Raw genomic sequence first — 21,840 nt, 5'->3', positions numbered from 1 at the left:
GTATTTAATCTCTAAATCTGGCAGTCGTTGTCTCGTTAATCCATCCACCGACTTTCACGCTTTTCCCTGCCGTAATATCACGGAAGAAAGCCTCGTCTTTCGTCGGGAAGTGAGGAGAATACCGCTCAATATATTCGTTAGCCTTTCCTGCTACTGATGGATCAACTTGTTTCGCTTTCACAAACTTATCCACGGCAGCCCAGAATACGGTACGTTTGTCGAACTCGTCTCCTTCATAGTCATTGCTACTTACCGCATAAGCCAAACCTATCGTGATGTAAGCATCACCCATATTCGGGTTTGTCTTCAAAGCATCCAAAGCATATTTTTTGGCTGACGGATAATTCTTCTTTGACAAATACACCTGTGCCAACTTGTAATTATAATCTGCTTTAGCTTTCGGATCATCTGATTTATCGATAGCCTCCTTCAAATATTGCTCAAATTTCGCAATATCTTGTTTTGAAAAGAACATCATAGCCAAACTGTAAGCAGCATCGGCACTCGGTTCTTGCTGATAAATCTTCTCGGCAACCGTAGCGTACAACGGTAAATCCGTACATTCACGTCTTCTTAAGATAGAAGAAATTTCTTTCAAAACAGGCAGACTATCTTTATTCGCCTCGTATTTCTGATTCAACAAACCGGCCAATGTATTACAATCAGCATACCCGGACTCAAAGAAAATGGCATCCAATGCAGATTTACATACGGCAAAATTATCACATCCTTTTTCACCTGATGCCAAACGTTTGTCCGCAAAATCAGAGAATTTCATGTACAAATTAATGAATTCCTCCTGAGATAACTGATTTTGTTGTACCAACCCACAACCCACTTCAAAAGTAGCATGAATCAACTGAGCCGGAGTACCTTCTCCTTCCAATTCATACGACCTCATCAAGTTATCAAACCCGGCTTTCAACATATTAATATCCCCGTTGGAATATTTCACTTGAGCCATACCTTTTTTCCCAAGAACATATCCTTCCCGGCTTCTTTTTCCCATGTATTGAAGACGACGATCAAAAACCATCATTAAAGTATCCACGTACTCCTTCTTTTTCGTCTTCTGGATCATGAACTCAATAATATCTTCCCCCCGGATATAGGTATTTAATTGAAATGCAGGTGCGTTCAAGAAAACGTATCTCCAAGAGGGTAACGCTTCTTCGTAATTTTTCTGTTTCCAGTATTCCGTGTACAGAGAAGCATTCAGAATGGTATTCGCACTATCCAATCCGTACTGAGACTCCAACGTTTGCGCTTTTGTCGGTAGAATGAATAGAAACATCCCAAATGCTATAACAGCAATCTTTTTCATGGTCATCCCTTTTATTTAAGTTAGTTCGAATAAGTTTTTTTTCATCATAGCTAGTCCACCCACGTGAGGACTATCGCAAAATTACCACTATTTCTTTAAAACGGAAATGTTTCACATATTTTTCATGTATAATTAACCGTTTTTTGGTATTCTAAAATTCTGTTTAAACCCGTGATCACTAACTTGTCTTCAAAAAAAACCGTCCGTTTCAACGTTTTTCTCAGATATTCACTTCCGCCACCCGTTATAATTACCGCAGCATGGGGATTATTTCGGAGCAACTCATCTATATACCCTCTTACTTCAAAAAGTATACCATTCATCACCCCGTTCAAAATTGCATCATGCGTGCTCTTCCCGACATACCCGTGTTCCATGGAACACTTCACCAACGGAAGGCTTGCGGTAAACTCGTTTAGCGCTCGGAAACGAATACCCAGCCCCGGAGAAATATTCCCTCCCCGGAACTCCCCGTCCGCACTGACAAAATCATACGTGATCGCCGTACCGGAATCAATCACCAGCAACTCCCGACCCGGAAAAAGGAATGCCCCGCCCACGCAACCGGCAATCCGGTCAACCCCCAAGGTCTTCGGGGTATCATATCCCAAGCGTATCGGCAAGGGGATTTCCGATGACACTTCACAAAAGAAAGTAGAAACCTCACGCAATCTTTCCCGAACTTCCGCCGAGATAGCTCCCGTGCTTGACAAAATCAAGTTTACTTCCTTCCCGCTTTTTCGGTAAGTCGTCGCCAGATCGTATACTTCCGGTAATCCCAATCCACACTCCACCCAATCGCCCTCGTCAAAAACGGCGTACTTGGTTCGTGTATTTCCAATATCAACAATTAGATTCATAGCTTAATTATTACCATAAGCAAAATCCCGCATCTCCCGCGTAATTTCCGATACCCGATTAATATCGGCAATACTCGTGAAAACCAGACTCAACTTATCATTCTTTTCGCTGATCTTGCAAGGGATCACCTGTTTCTGTATAAATTTCAATAGCTCGCTAAACACGGGAGAGGCATAGAATGGCGAATTTTGGTCACTGATAAAATAAACAACCATCTTGTTATTCTTCACCATCAACCGCTCGATTCCCAAGTCTATACATCTCTGACGAATCCGGACCACCTCCATCAACCCGACAACCGGAGCCGGAATCTCGCCAAAGCGGTCTTTCATCTCTATCTCGAAACGCTGCAAAGCCTCTTCGTTCGCGATATTATCCAACTCCCGGTACAAGCGGATTCGTTCGCTCACGTTCTCCACGTAAGTATCGGGAATCAACAAAGCAAAATCCGTGTCGATCACGCAATCCGTGGCAAACGCCATCGGCTCATCCGGATGCACCTTCTGTAATTCGGGGAATTCCTCATCCCTCAATTCCACTAACGCCTCGTTCAGAATTCTTTGATAGGTCTCGTACCCCACTTCTGCAATAAAACCGGATTGCTCTCCCCCTAAAATATTCCCGGCCCCACGAATATCCAAATCCTGCATGGCAATATTAAACCCACTCCCCAAGCCGCTGAAATCCTCGATCGCCTTCAACCGCCTCCGGGCATCCGCATTCACTAATTCCAAAGGTGGGGCCAGCAAATAACAAAAAGCCTTCCGGTTGGAACGTCCCACCCGTCCACGCAACTGGTGTAAATCACTCAACCCGTAATTCTGGGCCTGATTAATAATAATAGTATTCGCATTAGGAATATCCAACCCCGACTCCACGATCGTCGTGGCAATCAACACGTCGTAATCTCCCCGCACGAAATCATGCATCACCGTCTCCAACTCCTCCCCACTCATCTGCCCGTGTCCCACACAACTCTTGATGCCGGGAATCAGACGATGAATCATATATTGAATATCCCGGATATTATCCACCCGGTTATGAATAAAAAACACCTGTCCCCCACGGCTCACCTCGTAAGAAATCGCATCCTTAATCACTTTCTCATCAAAACGATGTAACTCCGTCACGATCGGGTAACGATTAGGCGGGGCCGTACGGATAATCGACATATCCCTCGCCCCCATCAACGAAAATTGCAGAGTCCGCGGGATCGGTGTCGCCGTCATGGTAATGGTATCCACGTTCAATTTCAAACGTTTCAACTTCTCCTTCACCGCCACCCCAAACTTCTGCTCCTCATCAATCACCAGCAAACCGAGATCCTTAAATTTTATATCATTACTTGTCAAACGATGCGTCCCGATGATAATATCCACCTTCCCCGCTTCCAAATCTTTCAAAATCCGCTTAATATCGGCACTCTTTTTCATCCGACTGATATACTCGATCCGGCAAGGCATCCCCTCCAGACGTTTCTTGAAAGTATTATAATGCTGATAAGCCAAAACCGTCGTCGGCACCAACACGGCCACCTGTTTACTATCAGCCACCGCCTTGAATGCCGCACGAATAGCGACTTCCGTTTTTCCGAATCCCACATCCCCGCAAACCAGACGATCCATCACGTGAGGACTCTCCATGTCCGCTTTCACCGCCTCAATCGCCTTCATCTGATCCGGCGTTTCCTCGTACATAAAGGATGCCTCCATCTCGTCCTGCAAGAAACTATCTTTCGAGAACGCATAAGCCTCCTCCCGCCTGCGCTTGGCATACAGGGCTATTAACTCCCGGGCAATATCCTTTACCCTCGACTTGGTTCGCTGTTTTAATTTATTCCAAGCCTCCCCGCCCAACTTACTCACGGTTGGCGGTTCACCGTCCTTCCCCTTGTACTTGGAAATTTTATGCAATGAATGGAGACTCACGTACAATTCGGAATTATTCTTATAGACCAAACGTATGGCCTCCTGAATCTTCCCGTCATTATCAATCTTCGTCAACCCGCCGAAGCGCCCGATCCCGTGATCTATATGCACCACGTAATCTCCGGGATGCAGGTTCTGCAACTCGCTGATCGTGATGGACTCCCGCCCTTTCCGGATCTGCGAAGTCTTCAAACGGTATTTCTGGTAACGATCGAAGATCTGATGCTCCGTGTAGATACACACCTTAATCAGGGCATCACTGAAACCCTCGTGGATCGTTCCCTCCACGGGTACAAAATTCACCTCATGCCCCTTGTCCGAGAAAATATCCCGCAATCGCTGGAGTTGCATATCGTTCGTAGAACAAAGATAAACCGTGTAGCGATCCATCTGCTTGTCTAGCAAATGCTCTGCCAGCAAATCGAACTGCTTGTTCACGGCCGGTTGCACCTCCGCTTCCAAGCGAATCACCTCACCCCGGAAAAACAACTCCGGTCCCCACTCCACCACGCTATTCCCCTCGATCGTCCGGAACAAACTATCCGACGTGATCAGGAACTCCCCGGCATCCAGTTCTTTTAACGAATTAATGCGGTCATGAATCAACAAGGAATTCTTCATCCACCACGTGGCCTCTTTCCCAAGGAACTCGGTCAACCCCACGTTATCATTCTTATCCGTTGACTCGCTCAAATCGGGTACGATCACCACCTTGTCAATCAACTGCTCGGAAAGCTGTGTCTCTACATCGAAATAACGAATGCTTTCCACCTCGTCCCCGAAAAAGTCTATTCGCACCGGACGCTCTTCCGCGAAAGAATAGACATCCACGATACTTCCCCGGATAGAAAACTGTCCGGGTTCATACACGAAATCATTCCGTTCGAAACCGTACTCTCCCAACAACGACTCCAAAAACGTTATCGACAGCTTGTTCCCCTTGATCACGGGCATCGACATATCGGCCAACATCTTCTTGCTCACCACCTTCTCGGCCATCGCCTCCGTGTAAGTGACCACCATCCCCACCTCCTTTGCCGTCAAGGCATTCAGCACCTCTGTCCGAACCAGAATCGAATCGTTATCTTTATCTTCAAAATTACCGGAACGCCGAAACGAGGAAGGCAGAAAACGCACGTTCTCCTCGTCATAAAAAGTCAACAAATCATTGTAGAAATAAGCAGCCTCCTCCTTGTCGTTCAACACGAAAAGCTGTAATCCCTTCATCTCCCGTCCCACGGCAGCCGCGATAAAAGCCACAAGCGAACCGATCCCGTTCTCCAACTTTATCTTTGTCCCCGTCTGCTTGCGCAGCCGATTGGCAATTTTCTGAACGACAGGATGATCTTGAAATAAATCTAATAACTCTTTTGCTTCCAAATCTTTGTTCCTTTATCAAAAAAACGGCATACCTTTCAGCATACCGTCTTCAACCCTCCGGTTCTATATTTTAAATGATAAGCATGGCATCGCCATAAGTACCAAAACGATATTTTTCCTTAACCGCCTGATTATACGCTTCCATGACGTGTTCATACCCACCGAAGGCCGCTACCATCATCAATAACGTTGAATAAGGCAAATGGAAATTGGAAATGAAAGCATCCGGCACGCTAAAATCATACGGGGGGAAGATAAACTTATTCGTCCACCCTTCAAATTCCGTCAACCGTCCTTTCGTGGTCACGCAGCTCTCCAAAGTACGTACCACCGTCGTACCCACGGCACAAATTTTATGCTTTTCATCCTTCGCATCATTCACGATTTTCACTGTTTCTGGTGTCACAAAGATTTGTTCCGAATCCATCTTATGTTTCGTCAAATCCTCCACGTCCACCTCCCGGAAGTTCCCCAATCCGACGTGCAACGTGATGTAAGCGAAATCAATCCCCTTGATCTCCATACGTTTCATCAGCTCGCGGCTAAAATGCATACCCGCAGTCGGGGCTGCCACCGCACCTTCATGCTTGGCAAAAATCGTCTGGTAATTATCAGCATCTTCAGGTTCCACTTTTCGGTTAATAAAACGAGGAAGCGGGGTTTCACCCAAGGCGTACAACTCCTTCTTGAACTCGTCATACTCACCATCGAACAGGAAACGCAAAGTTCTCCCGCGAGAAGTGGTATTATCAATGACCTCTGCCACCATGCTATCATCTTCCCCGAAATACAACTTGTTCCCGATACGTATTTTCCGAGCCGGATCAACCAGTACATCCCAGATACGCAATTCTGGGTTCAACTCTCTCAGCAAAAACACCTCGATCTCCGCCCCGGTTTTTTCCTTGTTTCCATATAACCTCGCCGGGAACACCTTGGAATCGTTAAAAACGAACACGTCTTTCTCGTCAAAATAGTCAATCACATCTTTAAATACCTTGTGTTCAATCTTTCCGGTTTTCCGATCCAGAACCATCAACCGGGCCTCATCCCGGTTAGGCGTCGGATGTAACGCGATCAACTCCGGCGGCAACTTATATTTAAACTTAGATAATTTCATGTTGAATAATGTTTATATATTAATCAAATCTTGCTAAATTACAAATTTTCCTGTAAAACTCCAATAATTTCATCCATTTTAAACCCATCTTCCACCCGGAAGTCTCCTACACGAGTTCTTCTTAGAGCTGACAGATGCGAACCGCTCCCGCAGGCTTTCCCCAGATCATGAGCCAGCGAACGGATGTACGTCCCCTTGCTACACACGATCCGGAGTTCCACTATTGGAAGTTCCACTTTCAATATTTCAATCTCCCGAACCATCACCTTCCGGCTCTTCATCTCCACCTCGTCCCCCCGGCGTGCCATCTCGTACGCCCGGACCCCGTCAACACGGACGGCCGAATAAGAAGGCGGGAACTGTTCAATCTCCCCGATAAACTGCTGGACCGCCCGCTCCAAACAGGCTCGATCCACTTGTTCATACGAAAACTCCCCGTCAAAAGATGTCTCCAAATCATAAGAAGGAGTCGTATGCCCGAAAGTAATTTCCGCCACGTACTCTTTCTCCTGCCCCATATACTCCTCGATCTTCTTCGTCTCCTTCCCCACACAAATAATCACCACTCCCGACGCCAAAGGATCCAACGTTCCCGCGTGCCCCACTTTTATCTTCCCGTATCCTTTTCTCAAGCAAATACGAACTTTGTTCACCACGTCAAACGATGTCCAGCGCAATGGTTTATCGACCACGAACACCGCTCCTGCCCGAAAATCCTCTCCTTCTCTAAAAAAAATATTACCCCACTTACTCATTATCCTAAAACAATCGTCAATATACCCGCGATAGCGCAATAAAGAGCGAACCAAATCAACTTACCCTTTTTCACGATATTAATCATCCAGCGACAAGCAATACATCCCGAGATAAAAGCTGCCGCGAATCCCACCAATAGCGACACGGTCGAAATACCACTTGCCTCTGCCGAGAACCCGCCTTTCATCAGATCCAGAAAAGCCTCCCCTAGAATAGGAATCAATACCATCAAAAAAGAAAACTTAGCCACCGCCTCTTTCTTGTTACCCAATAATATTCCGGTAGCAATCGTCGAACCGGAACGAGACAAGCCGGGTAACACGGCACACGCTTGCGCCAACCCGATCACGAACGCGTCCCGATACGAGATTTTTTCTTTCACCCGGGGTTTAGCGTAATAAGCGAACGACAACAACACCGCCGTTACCAGCAACATACACCCCACGACCGTCAATCCCGAACCAAATAACGCCTCCACGTAATCCTTGAAACAGAATCCCACGATAGCCACCGGTATCATGGAAAGAAATATCTTTAGCACGTAGGCCATCTCGTCATTATACTTGAACGTGAAAAAGCCCTTGAACAACACGGACACTTCCTTCCATAAAATCACGATCGTACTACAAACCGTCGCGGCGTGAACTGCCACGGCAAACGTTAGATTCTCCTCTCCTTCTAACCCGAAAAGAGCACTAAAAATCTGTAAATGCCCGGAACTACTCACCGGCAAAAATTCTGTAAGTCCTTGGATGACACCAAGCACCAATGCCTCAAACCACTCCATCTATGAATTGAAAATTGAGAATTGAAAATTGAGAATGCACGCACGTCAATATTCAATTACATTAATATTTAATTTTTCTCCTCTCCCTTCGTTTTGGGTTTTCGCATGATACCCCAGAAAACGAAACCAAAACCAAATAACACCACGATAGGCGCTAACGTGATCCGGCGAAAACTAAAAATGTCATAATTAAATGTATCGGGCGAATCCGCTCCCCCTCCCATCATCAAGAGGAAACCCACTATAACGATCCCGAAACCGATCAGGATCATCTTGTAATTATCCTTCGGTATAGGAAAACCGTCTTTCTTTTCGTTTAAAATTCTTGCCATATATTTTTATTTACACGTATAAATCATTCAAATCCCGCCGCAAATAACGACGTACCGAGAACCAAGCCGAGAAAAATGACAACACCACCCCGGAAAGGATCACGAAACCCACCATCAACAGGATCACGTCCTGCCGCATGATATTAATCACGTTCCCCACGTTCTCTTGTACGAAAAATATCGCACCCAGCAACACCAAATTAGCAATCAACGCCCCGAAGAACCCTCGCCACATACTCCCGTACACGAAAGGCTTGCATATAAAAAACGGCGTGGCCCCCACCAACTGCATCGTCTTGATCAACAGTCGCTGCGAGTAAACCGCCAAATGAATCATGTTGCGAATCAACGTGAACGAAATCAACACCAACACCGCCCCGACAATCAAAAAGATAATCGTGATCCGCCGTATGTTCTCGTTAATACTCTCGATCATGGATTTCTGGTAATACACCTCGTGGATAATATCAAATCTTGCCAATCCTTTCTCTATCATCGCCAGCGAATCGTTATTCGCATATGCCGGGTTCAGCTTGATCTCGATGGAAGGCAACAAAGGGTTGGCACCCAATATCCGCTCAAAATCCTCTCCCATCTCTTTCTTGAAAGACTTCGCCGCCTGCTCCTTGGTAATATACTTCGAAGTGTAAACGTAAGGCTGGGTATCCAGAATCTTTTGCACCCGCTTAATTTCCGCCTCATTCGTGTTATCCTTCACGATCACGGCAAAACCGATATTCCGTTTCACATGATCCGAAACCGCCCGGGCATTCAACAAAATAAATACAAGCATACCGACCACGATCAATACCAGAGAAATACTGATTGTGGGAACAAAATAAGCACTTTTTCCCTTTCTACTTTCTGTCCGCGACATTTTTTCTGTCTTAAAAACTTGACAAATATAATCATTCTACACCCGAGAACAACCCATTTCTTAAAAAAAATCGCAAAATCACATCTTCACTAGGCCTCATTCGACCTCCCGTTCCCCGACATTCACCTCTTTTCCCCTCCAGTAACTGCATGAAAAACAGTTTTCAAGAAATGAATTTAAAAAATCCTTTGCATTTTCTTATCAAACCCTTTGCTGAAAACAAAAAATGCTCTATATTTGCCATCGCAAAAAAGGAAAGCGTTCCTAGAAAATTTTGCAAGCAATCATGCGAAAATAGCTCAGTTGGTAGAGCATAACCTTGCCAAGGTTAGGGTCGCGGGTTCGAGTCCCGTTTTTCGCTCCAAGTTGCTCGAGTGGTGGAATCGGTAGACACGCGGGACTTAAAATCCCGTGGCCATTGCGGCTGTGCGGGTTCAAGTCCCGCCTCGAGTACACGGAATATTAAGGAGTTAGTAATCACTAACTCCTTTTATTTTATCCAGAAAACTCTAATCACTTTTTTAAATTATTCCCTCTCGATACCCGAAAAACGATATGTGGCATCTCGACTCCCCGATAATGCTTGACAAGCGTATCAACCTCTATCATCCCGTTCCGTCGGGCCACGTTCTGGGATGCCACGTTCGAATCCCGAATAATGGAATAAACCTCGTCAAAATTCAGCACTTGAAACGCATACTCTTTACAAGCAATGGCAGCTTCCGTGGCAAATCCTTTATGCCAAAATTCTTTCCTGAACAAATAACCGACTTCCGGAACCCTGCCCCCGTTACATTCTTGGTACGTGATACCACATTGCCCGATAAGCTCACCACTGCTTTTCTCGATGACCGCCCACAGTGCGAAACCGTCATCCTCGTACCGCCGGAACATCTTATCCAACCACGCCTGAACTTCCTGATCGCTAAAAGCACCCTCGTAAGCATACATCACCACGGGGTCTTGCAACAATTTACACACCTCGCCAAAATCATCCTGTTCTAAATTTCTTAGAACCAACCGTTCCGTTTCCAATATCATTTCATTCATTTTTTATCCGGCTACAAAAATAATTTATTCTATTCAAAATAAATTTTGACAAATAAGTAAATCATTCAAGCCAAAACTAAACCAGCATCTCAGGTGAATCATAATCAATTGGGAACTAATACATTATTAATACCATGTCAAATGGTTAATCATTGATCAAATACGGATGAATACCCTCATAAACCTTATAGATACCTTATAGATACCTTTTATAAACCTTATATATAATAAGGTTTATAAAATATATCTATTGTTTATTTAAAATTTTATTTGTACTATTGTTCCGGAATTAACCAATTACTAATCATTAAATCAGGATTGACATGGATACTACCTCTCCTTTATTTTTAGCCTTGCTCGCTAATGGCCCGATCAAAATGGACGGGTACACTTATTTCCTATACGGGGGAAAAATCAGGAAATGTAAATCCAAGCGAGGCCCTAGAAAATCCAGAACAGAAGGGGAGCGACAAACGACCGATCGTTTCACGGAAACCCGCAAAATGTGGAAAATTTACCGCCGGGCAATCAAGGATTTACCGATATGGCGAGTTGAAGCAAGGGCAAGAGGGGTCTCTAAAAGTGATTCCTTATTCCACTCCATCAACGGCGGGTGCCTACAACCGGGTAAAGGTGTATGGGCATTCAAAACGTTTCGGTTCTCCGTGGGGTCTTTGGATGCTCCCGTGATCACGGCCGCGGAACGCGAGGGATGGACGGTAACCCTACACTGGAAAAACGGGGCTAATTGCCCGAAAGCGGGTTCCTCTGACTGGGTATTCCTAGGCTATTTCTATGACACGTTACGTCGTTCACCCCAGTTAACCTTGGATTACATGCCACGCCGGATAGACGAGAAAATCACGATCGAAATTCCTCCGGCAGATCAACCGGAAGGAACACGATTACATCTTTACCTGTTTTTCGGAAACGAAGAATTTACCCAATTTTCACCGAGCGAGTACGTAGAACTATAGACACGTCTCACCGAACATGACTTATTTACCGGGAGAACCGGGAAAAATGGAATTATCACAAAAAAATAAATTGCCCCTAAAAGTTTTTTGTTCACTTTTTAGGGGCAGTTCTGTTTTATACTAAAACAGTCTATTTTAAATAAAACACATGTTACATTTTTTCCACTCGGTCCTTTACGGATTGAATATCCTTCGGATCGACATCACTTGCCGGGTTACTCTTAACAACTTCCAACACGTCATTCAAGAGCCTTTTAGCCTCCTGCTTCTCCCCGATTCCTTCCAAGAAATCCGCACATCCCCAAGCCGTGGCCGGGGTACGATCTAACTGGTAAGCGTAGTTTATCCAGTCGATACATTGCTTTTTCTCTCCAGCATTTTGCTGATCGGTAATCTTCCAGTAATGACGGGTAGCACTGATCACGAAAGAGGACAATAGTTTATACTTCACCCCTCCAAACAAGCTCGCCATACCCATCGTCTTCTTTATACTCACGATCGCGGCAGAATCATTCTTCATTTTAGCCGAATCAATCAACATCTTGAAATGCCGGTTTGTTATCTCTTCCATTTTTCTCAGAGAATCGATGCTATTCTCTTGCTGCTGGACTATCATATACTCGTTCATCAACGTCTTGAATTTATCGTCCAGACGGTTGTTCGAATAAAAATCCAAACGCAACTGCTCTGCCGGAAGGTAAGATTTACCGCCACCCATCATGGCAGACATACCATTCTCCAGATTTCCCAACCCGGCCTTCACGTCAAGAATCCCTTCCAACGCTTTTTCATCTTTCTCTTTCACGCAAGTAGCAAAACAAGCACTCAGACTTTTCATCACGGAGGCATTCAAGCGGTTGCCCAACTTCTTATTCTCTCCCTCAACCTTCTTAATGCCCTTAACCAAACGATCAAAAAGAACCGGATCGAAAATGGAAATATTACCTATATTATTCACGTTCTCCTCCAACAACAATTCCTCGTCAGAGAGACATTTCAAGTACTCGTTCAGGACAACACCACCACCTGCCCCGGACTCTTTCAACAGAGCGTAATACTCTCCGAGGAATACTTTTCCTCGTTTTCCTTGCTCGTATTCTTTCTCCATCGCCGCAATGCGGGGAGCCAAAGCATGTAAACGCACGGCTTTCTCCCCCTCCGCGATCAGTTTATCAGCCGTACGGACCCCCATAAACTTATACACCAACTCGCCCTCGGCATTCACGAATACCAACGTCGGGTAAGCCGAAACCTCGTATTTACCTGCCAATCCCGGTCCTTCACCTTTCTCCGCGTCAATCTTGTAATTGACGAAATTCTTGTTGAAGTAATCTCCCACGGTCTGCTGAGGGAAAGTCTCCGCAGCCATTTTCTTGCAAGGACCGCACCACGTCGTGTACAGGTCTACAAAGACCAATTTATTCTCCTGTTTTGCTTTCTGTAAAACTTCTTTCCAGCTACCGGTTTCGAACTGAATCCCCTGTGAAAACACGTTCCACGAGAAAAGCAAAATGGCTATTGTAAAAAGTATTCTTCTCATTATTCCTACCAATCGTTATTCTCCAAATTGTTCCGCAACTTTTTCCATCAACAAGTCACCCCGCAATTTGGTAGCGACAATTTTTCCCTCCTTGTCAATCAACAACATGGCTGGAACCCCGCTCACGTTATACAATTTTGCCACCGGACAACTCCATCCCTTCAAGGAAGAAACGTGACCCCAGTCCAAATCATTCTTTTCAATCGCATTTACCCAATTATCCTTTTTATCATCCAGTGACACGCTCAGTATTTCAAATCCTTTATCATGGAACTTGTCATATACTTTCTTCACATTGGGAACTTCACGCAAACAAGGACCACACCAAGACGCCCAGAAATCAAGCAAAACAATCTTCCCACGGTAATCGGATAAAGAAACATTCTTTCCGTCCGGAGCTGGTAACGTGAAATCCGGGGCCATGCTACCGATTGATGTCTTTTTGATATTATCAATCGACGTTTTCAATTTACGTCCCAGATAAGCATTTTTGATGCGAGGAGTCAAACTTTCATACATTTTTTCAACTTCTGCCAAATCTCTATCTTTGATGACAAACTTGTTAATAATCAATGCCGTTGTATGACAATCGGGATAATTCGCTACCAAACTATCAATTGTCCGCACGGTTTTCTCCTTCATGGCCGTGTACATCATCACCAAAGAGTCCTGCATGGCAGCACTTGTTTTCTCGTCTCTACTCATGAAAGAAAGTCCCAACATCATCAGCATCTCATCCCGCTGCGCCATCATCATCGTTTTAAAAATATCCTGTTCCACGCTTCCGGATATTTCAGTTTTGATATTCTCAATCTCTTTTCCTTTGACCGTTTTTTTCACGGTTACGCATTTTACATGGATTGGAATAGAATCCAAAATAACGATATTCGTACTTCCATTTATGTCCAAAATCCGTTCGTCCACGTCTCCCAGCGGCTTTTGCATTTTGAAACTACCGTTTGCCACGATAGCGGAATCCAATATCTCATATTTCTTGTCGCCCAAATCCTTTTTTAAATAGACCACTTTTCCATCTCCACCTTCCCATTCTCCTTGAATGGTGTATGTTGTCTCCTGTTTAGCACAACCCACGAACAACAAACCCATTAATAATCCACTGACAATTTTTCTCATATTTCCGGTATTATTTTAATATTTTTAAATCAAGTATCGTTTATATTTATTCTGATTTTTTCAAAAATGACTCGAACTCTTTGGCTTTTTCGGCCTTGATTTTCTCGTCCATTTTTTTGAATTCTTTTGCCTTTGTACTATTGCCAAGTTTAGCATATAAAACAGAAAGAGTTCCGTAATAACAAGCTCTTAATTTAGCACTCCCCTTGTCTTCTTTTTGTTGCAATTCCTCGATCAAAGCCAGATATTTCTTTAACACGTTTTTGTCCGGGCAGTACGCTGCAAGATATTGGGCTGTTTCTTCCAAACAACGGTCTGAATACCCCAAAGCCTTGATGTCACGATACATCATCTGGCTTTCGTATATCTCGTTCCATTTTTGGGCCAATTCCAATTCATAAATCTTTATCTTGGCACGATACGTTTCCGCACGTTTCAAATTCCCACGGTCGATCAAACGTAACAAGGTGTCTATTTTTCCTTTCTCATCAACCAAACGCAAGGGCGTCCCATTCTCATCAAATTTAATTTCAACCACACGGTCTACTGCTTTTTCCAGCGCCCAACTTAATTGTCTCTCCACGTTATAGCGATCAAACTTTACTTTATGAGCCAAACGGTCTATATTGAAAATCACGTAGTCAAACTGCGGAGAATAAGGATCTTTGATAAAAGCGCCCACGAAATCCCAGATTTCTTTTTCCTGCAATTTTTCCAAAGGCATCGTTTTCATGTAATCAAGCACGATTTTCTCGATGTCATCTTTCAAGAAGGCTCCTTCCAACGCGGCAACATATTCTTTCAGAAACGCCAAATCCCGCTCTCCTGCCTCGTATCTGTCGCGACAAGCAAACAAGCTTTTACCTTCCTTACCCGCTTTCATCCCGGCAATCAAGACATCTGCTTCTTGGAATCCGGCCATCTGGTGCATGACTTTACCTTCCTTATTAATCAACAAGAGCGTCGGGAATCCGATGATATTGGATTTATATTGTTTGTACAGATCTTTCCCCACTCCCTTTTCCATATCGTACTTCACGTTGATGAAATTCGCGTTAAAAAAGTCCCCCACGTCTTTACGTGTAAAAATATCTTTAGCTAAAGCCTTACACGGACCGCACCAAGAGGTGTAGCAATCCATAAAAATATATTTGTCCTGCTCCTGAGCCATTTTCAAGATATTTTCCCATTTCTCGCCTTCAATAAAACGAATCCCCTCCCCGGCCGACTGTCCGAAGGAGAACAGGGCCAAACATAAAAATTGTACTACAAATCCAATCTTTTTCATAATCAATCCTATTTACAAATATGCTATTATTTTAATTCATCCAATTTTGCCTGACAAGCTTTCACGTCTCCCTCTTCAACACCAGCCGCAGAACTTCCATCTTTCAACCCCAAGGTCAGGACTTCTTTCGCCAGCTCTTTCTTGTCCAGCGCTAACAATTTATCAGCCACGTACGTAGCGGTCTTCGCGGAAGGACTTAACTGATGTAAAAACACGTACCAACCGGCAACCCGATCTTTATATGCCGCATCTTTTTCGCCTGTATATATATCCTCGTAACGTTCCACGTTCTCAATCATGCTCGTCGAGGTATAGTAATCATCAATACTTGAGAAAGCGAACATCATCGCATTTAGCTTTTTCGCAGCCTTGTATTCCTCTTCATTTCCACTTTCTTTTGCCTCTTTCAACTTGGTTTCCATGGCCTTAAGCATAGCAATTTTCTCCTTATGAGTTTCTTCGTATTCTTTCTGGAGTTCTGCCATATAACTGATAAAAAGCTGGTTAAACTTATCCAGTTTCTTTTTAGCCGAATAATAGTTTAAACGCAATAATTCGGAAGGGATATAGATATTTCCTCCTCCCAATGAAGCCGCCGTGGCACTATCCTTACCTCCTGTCGCTTTAAATAAACGATCTTTCAAAGCCAACACTTCCTCGAAATTTTCCTCTTGATCGGCTCGTGCCGTCTTCTGCACGCAAGCACTCAAGAAAGTACAAATGGCTTTATTCACAGCAACAGACTGTTTTTTATCCTTCGTTGGGTTGGCTGCCTCCGCACAAGCGGCATCCACCAAACGGTTGGCTAATTTCTTGTCAAAAACCGTGATTTTGGCGATACGCGGAACATTGACAGAATCCAGTAAATGAGCATCATCCACCAATGCAAAATAATCAAGCAACACATCGCTACAATCTAAACCGGATTTATCTTTCAACACAAAATACTGATCCAAAAATTCCTTATCCCGGTTTCCTTCTTCATATTTTTTCATGTATTTCTTCAATTCCGGTTGCGCGGCAAACGCATCCACGGCTTTCTCGCCTTCCTTGATAAACATATCCACGGTTTTACCGCCCAAGAAGCGGTAAACCAACTCCCCGTCTCCATTGACAAAAAGGAACGTGGGATAAGCGGATACACCAAACGTTTTCGCAACCATTTTCCCGTCTTCACTCTTTTCTGCATCCAATTGCAAGTTTAAGAAATGAGCGTTATAATATTCACCGACTTTAGCTTGCGGGAACACGTTATCCGCCATGTGCTTGCAAGGTCCGCACCATGAGGTATATATATCTATAAATACCAACTTATTTTGTTCTTTCGCCATTTTCAACACCTCGGCATAACGCCCCTTTTGGAAGTCGATCCCCTGTGAAAACACGGTTAAACCAGTGATTAAAATCGTCACTAACAATACTAATTTTTTCATTTTACAATCCCTTTAGTTTATGTCCAATACTATTGTATATTTTTTATTTTTCTCGAAGTCACAATTATAAAGTAACAAGAAATCCTCTGCCACGGCAACTTCCCATTCCTGTCCTTCTGCCAAACGTGGGTTATGCACACGTTTCGGGAAATAATAGGCAAACGGAATATCCGTCACGTGTTCCTGTTTCAGTTTCCCTCCTCTCATCAATCCCCCATCAAAATATTCATTGGTCGCAATTGTCACGAAACATTGTTTCCCTTTTACCTTGAAATCCACCTTATATCCTAACGGTTCCGAGTTTTGCAGTTTCACATCCCAAGCCGGATCGCCATACAAGGCAACCACATCCCGGTCATGTACAAATCCCATCTGGTCTTTCGTAGGTTCCTGCCCCGTCGCAGCCTTGAATTGCTTTTCAAACGCTTCCCTTTCTCCAAACTCCATTTTCGAAAAAGGATAATTTACGGTCAGCATCTCCGGGAACCAAGCATGTTCCGTTCTCAACATATCCTGCTGATTCAGATAAACGGCCTGCGCCAAGGTCAACCGCCCGGCATTGGCAACCCAGTATTTCAAACCTCCCCAACCGTTCCTGCCATACCAAGTTGTAACGACATATCCCACCATGGAAGTTGCATCCATCCCGCTCAACCAAGCCACAGCCATACTCTCCGGGTCATTGTCGATATTCCCGATCAAACAGTTACCCGCCGCGAAATAAACTCTCGGGTGAGCCGTCCCCTCTAAAAACTCAGGAGTCATGAAATCGGCATACAACCGCCCTCCCTGTGGTTTCAGATTACCAACAGTAAATGGCATTTCAAGATTTTTCTCTGTCGCGTGTGAAGAGGTTACCAACAAATCGGGATCAATTTCTTTATATTTCTCCACCCATTTATTCAATATCTCCCATTTATTGATCTGCTCGTTCTTCACTTCCCCGTCGCGGGTTGTCTTCTCGCCCCAACCTCCGGGAGTTCCCCCGTCATTCATAAATGCAAACCGATCAAAATATTTTCCATCGCTCAATTCTGCCGTCGTGTTCAATGCCGTATGAATCACAAAAGGTTTCGCACTACCTTCTATCATGCGCATGGCATCCGCAGCCGAATACCCCGTGATAATTCCCCACAGGTAATCCGCATAAATATCATCATCTATTTCCCGACTCAAACGATGTCCTTCCATGACGAACTCCCGGTTCAAGTTTTCCGGTTTTTCCACCACTGCCACGTAACGGGGAGTTAAACGCCGTAACTCTGTTAACAGTTCTCTCGGCTGTTTGTCGTAATATAACACGGTTGCTTTATGTCTTTTAGCCAAAGCCTCTACCACCTTCATCCATTCCCCGTCAGCCTGAACCTTTTTCGAGGTTACAACCACATAGTCACAAACCTGTTGAGCTTTTACCTCCAATAAATTACAAGTCGTAAACAGCCAAACGGCAAACATTACAACTATCCGTTTTTTCATCATATTTCCAGATTAATTAGACTGAGTTGCTTCAAACAAATCCTTATACCGCTCCATCCGCTCCATCTCTATGGCATCCCCCATCTTTTTATATTTATCAGCGTTATCCCTGTCTCCCACAAGAGCATACAAACGACCTAACAAGTTATAATAATTGGTCGTACCGCCCTCGGCCTCTTCCTGTTCACTTATCCTCAACACGAATGACAAGACTCTGTCAATTAAATTCTTATCCAAATTCCTTTCAGAAAGAAGGGTCAAAACTGCTACAATATATTCACCCCGAACATCTGTCATGTGCAAGTTCGCAGCTACTTCCAAGTCTCGAAATACCTGTTCGTTATCTCCTATATGCAAAGCTTTAATAATAGCGAGTTTTAAACGCATTCCATCCTGCCCCAATAATTGCCCTTTATTTACCAGATACGTCAATCGTTCCAGTTTTAATGAATCATACAATGGCCAAACATACCGTTCATTCTGGAAATGAGGCTCACATTGTTTCTCGATCTCTTTGTTCAAATTTCGACTCAACACCATCAATACCTCATATCTCTTATCAATCTCATTATCCCCACTAACCCCACTTCCCAATCCTTTGAAAAGTCTCTTCAAACGTGCAGCCTTATCCTCCGGGGCGGTGCTTTCTTCCCGCTCCCATTTCATTTTTTTCACAGCATAAATGCCATACTCAAAAACATTGGAATAAGGGTCTGCAAATACATATTTATTTAATAGCAAGTAAGTATCCTTATCTTCCACCTGCAACACCGGACACCGAGACATATATTCCTTTATCACCTGTTCAGCCTCTTTTCCCTTTCTCGCATCCTCCAAGGCCTCCACGTATTTCTTCACGACCTTAATGTCACGCTTGTTTACCATGTATTTCTCTTTCAAACTTTCTAAGTTAGTTTGTGCAGATGCCGCCAAGCAGCATCCGACACAAACCAATATCATGATTGTCTTTCTCAACATATTTCTTATATTATACAGACGAATCATTCTTGTAGATTCTTAAAATAATCAGCCTCCACCGGATCATCGGGACAAGCAGCATTTTGCATGGCAACGATATCCAATCCAAGTACATCCGTCAAATATGGAACGATGTCAATTGTACGCTCCAACATTCTTGGGAAATGTTCAAAAGTGTAATCTAATTCTGCTTTTGGTGTTGTGGTTAAATTACTAATATAGTCAGCAATATCAACCTGTTGCTTGGGTATAATAACAGATTCCGCAGGGGAACTATTCCAATATCCATTCGTACGGAAAGTATAAATACAATCTGTATATTTGCCATCAGGATCTTCTAACCAAGCCGTTGCATATATTGCAATTGCATCTTTCCCATTTGAACCTTTCAATCTTGAATTGAAGAAATCAGTTGGTTGCTCTGTCGCTCCTAAATACAAGCGTGAAATCAACAGATCAGAAAACTCTTTTTTCCATGAAGTCCAATCCTCATCCGTGTAAGCTTTCATTACTTCTCCCAAATTAGGGATAATCAACATATCCTCACGCTCCAAATAAGTTTCAACTAATTCATCCGGATCATACGAAGAATTATCACACAAAGAATCACACAAGAATACCCGTATAAACCAATTTCTCCGGATATAATCTCCGTCCATTCCGGCAAACACTTCATTGTGTAATTTATTTACAACCGTTCTCACTAGTTCCCGGTTTTCCTCCTTTACAGGAGTATACCATCTATTAACGCCCCCAGTCCAATTAGCGGTTTGAAAAGCATACTCACTATAATCATATAGATAATACACACCGCAAAATTCCCAAGTGTTATAAATCAATTCTTCCAATGAACCGGGTTCTCCTTTAGTCAACCCGTATAATGGTCCACCCAAATCCGGATTCGGGGTCACTTTTTCTGAACACGCTGAAATAAGTAATATAACAGATATCAGATATATATTTAAAATTTTTTTCATAATCAATCATTTTAAAAGATAAATCATTACTTCGCATTAATCACTTCCCGGGCATTATCAATACAATCTGTATTGTATGTCAATTCTGAAGAAGGGATACTAAGCACATAGTTTGGACTACCTTGCCTCAAGGTATAAGTTTCGTAACTATTCCAAGAAGTATACCACCGATGCTCGATCTCCGGCATCCCCTGACGACGCAGATCCCAGAAACGCATAGCTTCTTCAAAACATAGTTCCCGACGGCGTTCTGCCCATATGAATTTAAGCAAATCATCACTATTCTTAAAATCAGCCATTTGTTTGTCAACATACTTATCCGTACTGATACGTCCACGGCGTAATGAATTTAACAAATCAATAGCCTGCTGGTCTATCGCATTGCTCTTCCGAACATAAGCCTCCGCCAGATTCAACAGTACTTCAACACTCCTCCAATTCTCATGAAACAATTTTTCATTCGGTTTCTCTGCCCCGGTACTATATCTTCTTCGATATTTAATCGGATACTGATAATTATAGGTAGCTTCCGTGTAAAAACCCCATTTGTCGGTCTCTCCCGGCTTATCCGATTTAAAATAAGCCTGCAAACGTAAATCGCCCTCCTCATATGATTTCAACAATGAGTTTTCAGCCTCCGCTGACGGACGAAATCCTAATCCATAATTATATCCAGATAAAGTAATAGCCAAGAAATCATACATGTATGACGAATTTCCAAATGTAAATACAATTTCCGGATTAACCAGACCATCCATCATACAAAAGCCCTTACTATCATTTATATTTGTAAGCAACTCCGGATCAACTGAATTCAAATCGTAAACCGCCGCATTGCTTTCCATGAACAATTCTCCTAAACGAATTACTTCATCCCAATTTTCCTGAAAAAGCGCAATTCTAGACCCTAATAACCACACGGCAGGTTTCGTTAACAGATGTATATTATCCGCTGCCGTACTGCCCTCCATATATTTTTCCGCCTTTTCGAAATCTTCGTTAATCAATTTATAAGTTTCACGAAGAGTGGAGCGTTTACGGGCCTGTATATCCACTTGCGGAGTCGTACGAAGAATAACGCCTGCTTTTTCCATATTCTCCTCAGCATAAGGTACAGCATAAGTGTTCACCAAACACCAGTAATTATAAGCTCTTAAAGCGTAAGCCTGTCCGGCCAGATGATTGAATTTACCGGAATCCTGCACCTCCATGGTTGGTAAAGCATCTATCACAATGTTACAAGCCAAAATATTCTCATAACGAGCATTCCAAAAATTATCAGTCAATTTTTCCTCTATATCCACGTTCCAAGTATAGGCCTGCTTTCCTTCTCCACTTTCAAGAATATCAAAAGCATTCCCATCTTTGTCTAAATAGGTTTCGCCCAAAGAATCAATTTCTAAACGGCCGGACTCTACATCATCCGTCATCAACTTAAACCACGCAACATCATCATTAAATTCCGATGGATAACCTTCCGCATATAACATCGGAGAATATTCCTCTACCTTCTTGGGAATCAGCAAATCTCCGGAATCTTCTTTCAAATAATCACTACATCCCGTAACAATTAACGCTCCCAACAATATCTTTCCACTATATCTAAAAATATTATTATTCAT

18 protein-coding genes and 2 tRNA genes are annotated in these 21,840 nt (G+C 43.5%); 3 read left to right on the top strand and 17 right to left on the bottom strand.

Features of this window, described 5'->3' with window-relative positions:
• Window positions 1–4: 4 nt before the first annotated feature.
• From QVC79_RS02300 to QVC79_RS02265, 8 genes are all read right to left on the bottom strand, one after another.
• Entirely contained in the window at window positions 5–1,324 is a 1,320-nt protein-coding gene (locus QVC79_RS02300) for a tetratricopeptide repeat protein (RefSeq protein ID WP_229128370.1), read from the bottom strand.
• Between the two features lie 122 nt (window positions 1,325–1,446).
• On the bottom strand, window positions 1,447–2,184 hold the full coding sequence (locus QVC79_RS02295; RefSeq protein ID WP_270595328.1) for a type III pantothenate kinase: 738 nt from the start codon (window positions 2,182–2,184) through the stop codon (window positions 1,447–1,449).
• 3 nt (window positions 2,185–2,187) lie between these two features.
• Window positions 2,188–5,493: a transcription-repair coupling factor gene (gene mfd / locus QVC79_RS02290; protein ID WP_270595327.1), complete on the bottom strand. Its 3,306-nt coding sequence runs from the start codon at window positions 5,491–5,493 to the stop codon at window positions 2,188–2,190.
• A 70-nt stretch (window positions 5,494–5,563) separates the two neighbouring features.
• Window positions 5,564–6,613, bottom strand: coding sequence for a tRNA preQ1(34) S-adenosylmethionine ribosyltransferase-isomerase QueA (gene queA / locus QVC79_RS02285; RefSeq protein WP_124316760.1), 1,050 nt, complete (start codon window positions 6,611–6,613; stop codon window positions 5,564–5,566).
• 38 nt (window positions 6,614–6,651) lie between these two features.
• Entirely contained in the window at window positions 6,652–7,368 is a 717-nt protein-coding gene (gene truB, locus QVC79_RS02280) for a tRNA pseudouridine(55) synthase TruB (RefSeq protein ID WP_270546469.1), read from the bottom strand.
• On the bottom strand, window positions 7,368–8,156 hold the full coding sequence (locus QVC79_RS02275) for an undecaprenyl-diphosphate phosphatase (RefSeq protein ID WP_270595326.1): 789 nt from the start codon (window positions 8,154–8,156) through the stop codon (window positions 7,368–7,370). The genes truB and QVC79_RS02275 overlap by 1 nt, the downstream gene beginning before the upstream one ends.
• A 68-nt stretch (window positions 8,157–8,224) precedes the next feature.
• Entirely contained in the window at window positions 8,225–8,488 is a 264-nt protein-coding gene (locus QVC79_RS02270) for a DUF3098 domain-containing protein (RefSeq protein ID WP_027200463.1), read from the bottom strand.
• 10 nt (window positions 8,489–8,498) lie between these two features.
• A complete protein-coding gene (locus QVC79_RS02265; RefSeq protein ID WP_270595325.1) occupies window positions 8,499–9,365 on the bottom strand; it encodes a cell division protein FtsX in 867 nt (288 codons plus the stop codon).
• Between the two features lie 288 nt (window positions 9,366–9,653).
• On the opposite strand from QVC79_RS02265, the gene QVC79_RS02260 reads away from it, so the two are divergent.
• Window positions 9,654–9,729, top strand: a tRNA-Gly gene (locus QVC79_RS02260).
• Between the two features lie 4 nt (window positions 9,730–9,733).
• Window positions 9,734–9,818 (top strand) — tRNA-Leu (locus QVC79_RS02255).
• 60 nt (window positions 9,819–9,878) lie between these two features.
• On the opposite strand, the gene QVC79_RS02250 is transcribed toward QVC79_RS02255, so the two are convergent.
• Window positions 9,879–10,415 (bottom strand): GNAT family N-acetyltransferase, encoded by a 537-nt coding sequence (locus QVC79_RS02250; protein ID WP_270595324.1) that lies wholly within the window; start codon window positions 10,413–10,415, stop codon window positions 9,879–9,881.
• A 323-nt stretch (window positions 10,416–10,738) separates the two neighbouring features.
• Here QVC79_RS02250 and QVC79_RS02245 point away from each other — a divergent pair, with 323 nt between their 5' ends.
• A complete protein-coding gene (locus tag QVC79_RS02245; RefSeq protein ID WP_270595323.1) occupies window positions 10,739–11,392 on the top strand; it encodes a hypothetical protein in 654 nt (217 codons plus the stop codon).
• 151 nt (window positions 11,393–11,543) lie between these two features.
• Here QVC79_RS02245 and QVC79_RS02240 read toward each other — a convergent pair whose 3' ends face one another.
• The 8 genes from QVC79_RS02240 to QVC79_RS02205 are packed head-to-tail and all read right to left on the bottom strand — an operon-like array spanning window position 11,544 to window position 21,840.
• Window positions 11,544–12,932 (bottom strand): thioredoxin family protein, encoded by a 1,389-nt coding sequence (locus QVC79_RS02240; RefSeq protein WP_270595322.1) that lies wholly within the window; start codon window positions 12,930–12,932, stop codon window positions 11,544–11,546.
• A gap of 15 nt (window positions 12,933–12,947) precedes the next feature.
• Entirely contained in the window at window positions 12,948–14,066 is a 1,119-nt protein-coding gene (locus QVC79_RS02235) for a TlpA disulfide reductase family protein (protein WP_270595321.1), read from the bottom strand.
• Window positions 14,067–14,112: 46 nt separating this feature from the next.
• A complete protein-coding gene (locus QVC79_RS02230) occupies window positions 14,113–15,354 on the bottom strand; it encodes a thioredoxin family protein (protein ID WP_270595320.1) in 1,242 nt (413 codons plus the stop codon).
• Between the two features lie 26 nt (window positions 15,355–15,380).
• A complete protein-coding gene (locus QVC79_RS02225) occupies window positions 15,381–16,787 on the bottom strand; it encodes a thioredoxin family protein (RefSeq protein WP_270595318.1) in 1,407 nt (468 codons plus the stop codon).
• Window positions 16,788–16,799: 12 nt separating this feature from the next.
• On the bottom strand, window positions 16,800–18,263 hold the full coding sequence (locus QVC79_RS02220) for a hypothetical protein (RefSeq protein ID WP_270595317.1): 1,464 nt from the start codon (window positions 18,261–18,263) through the stop codon (window positions 16,800–16,802).
• A 12-nt stretch (window positions 18,264–18,275) separates the two neighbouring features.
• Window positions 18,276–19,241, bottom strand: a complete 966-nt coding sequence (locus QVC79_RS02215; RefSeq protein WP_270595315.1) for a hypothetical protein — start codon at window positions 19,239–19,241, stop codon at window positions 18,276–18,278.
• A 23-nt stretch (window positions 19,242–19,264) separates the two neighbouring features.
• Window positions 19,265–20,218 carry a hypothetical protein gene (locus QVC79_RS02210; protein ID WP_270595314.1) on the bottom strand — a complete coding sequence of 318 codons (954 nt, stop codon included), beginning with the start codon at window positions 20,216–20,218 and terminating at the stop codon, window positions 19,265–19,267.
• Between the two features lie 26 nt (window positions 20,219–20,244).
• Window positions 20,245–21,840: a RagB/SusD family nutrient uptake outer membrane protein gene (locus tag QVC79_RS02205; RefSeq protein WP_270595313.1), complete on the bottom strand. Its 1,596-nt coding sequence runs from the start codon at window positions 21,838–21,840 to the stop codon at window positions 20,245–20,247.

Source organism: Butyricimonas sp., assembly GCF_019423355.1.
GTDB lineage: Bacteria > Bacteroidota > Bacteroidia > Bacteroidales > Marinifilaceae > Butyricimonas > Butyricimonas faecihominis.
The sequence above is the reverse complement of the archived record's forward strand: the minus strand, read 5'-3'. Positions and strand labels throughout refer to the sequence as shown.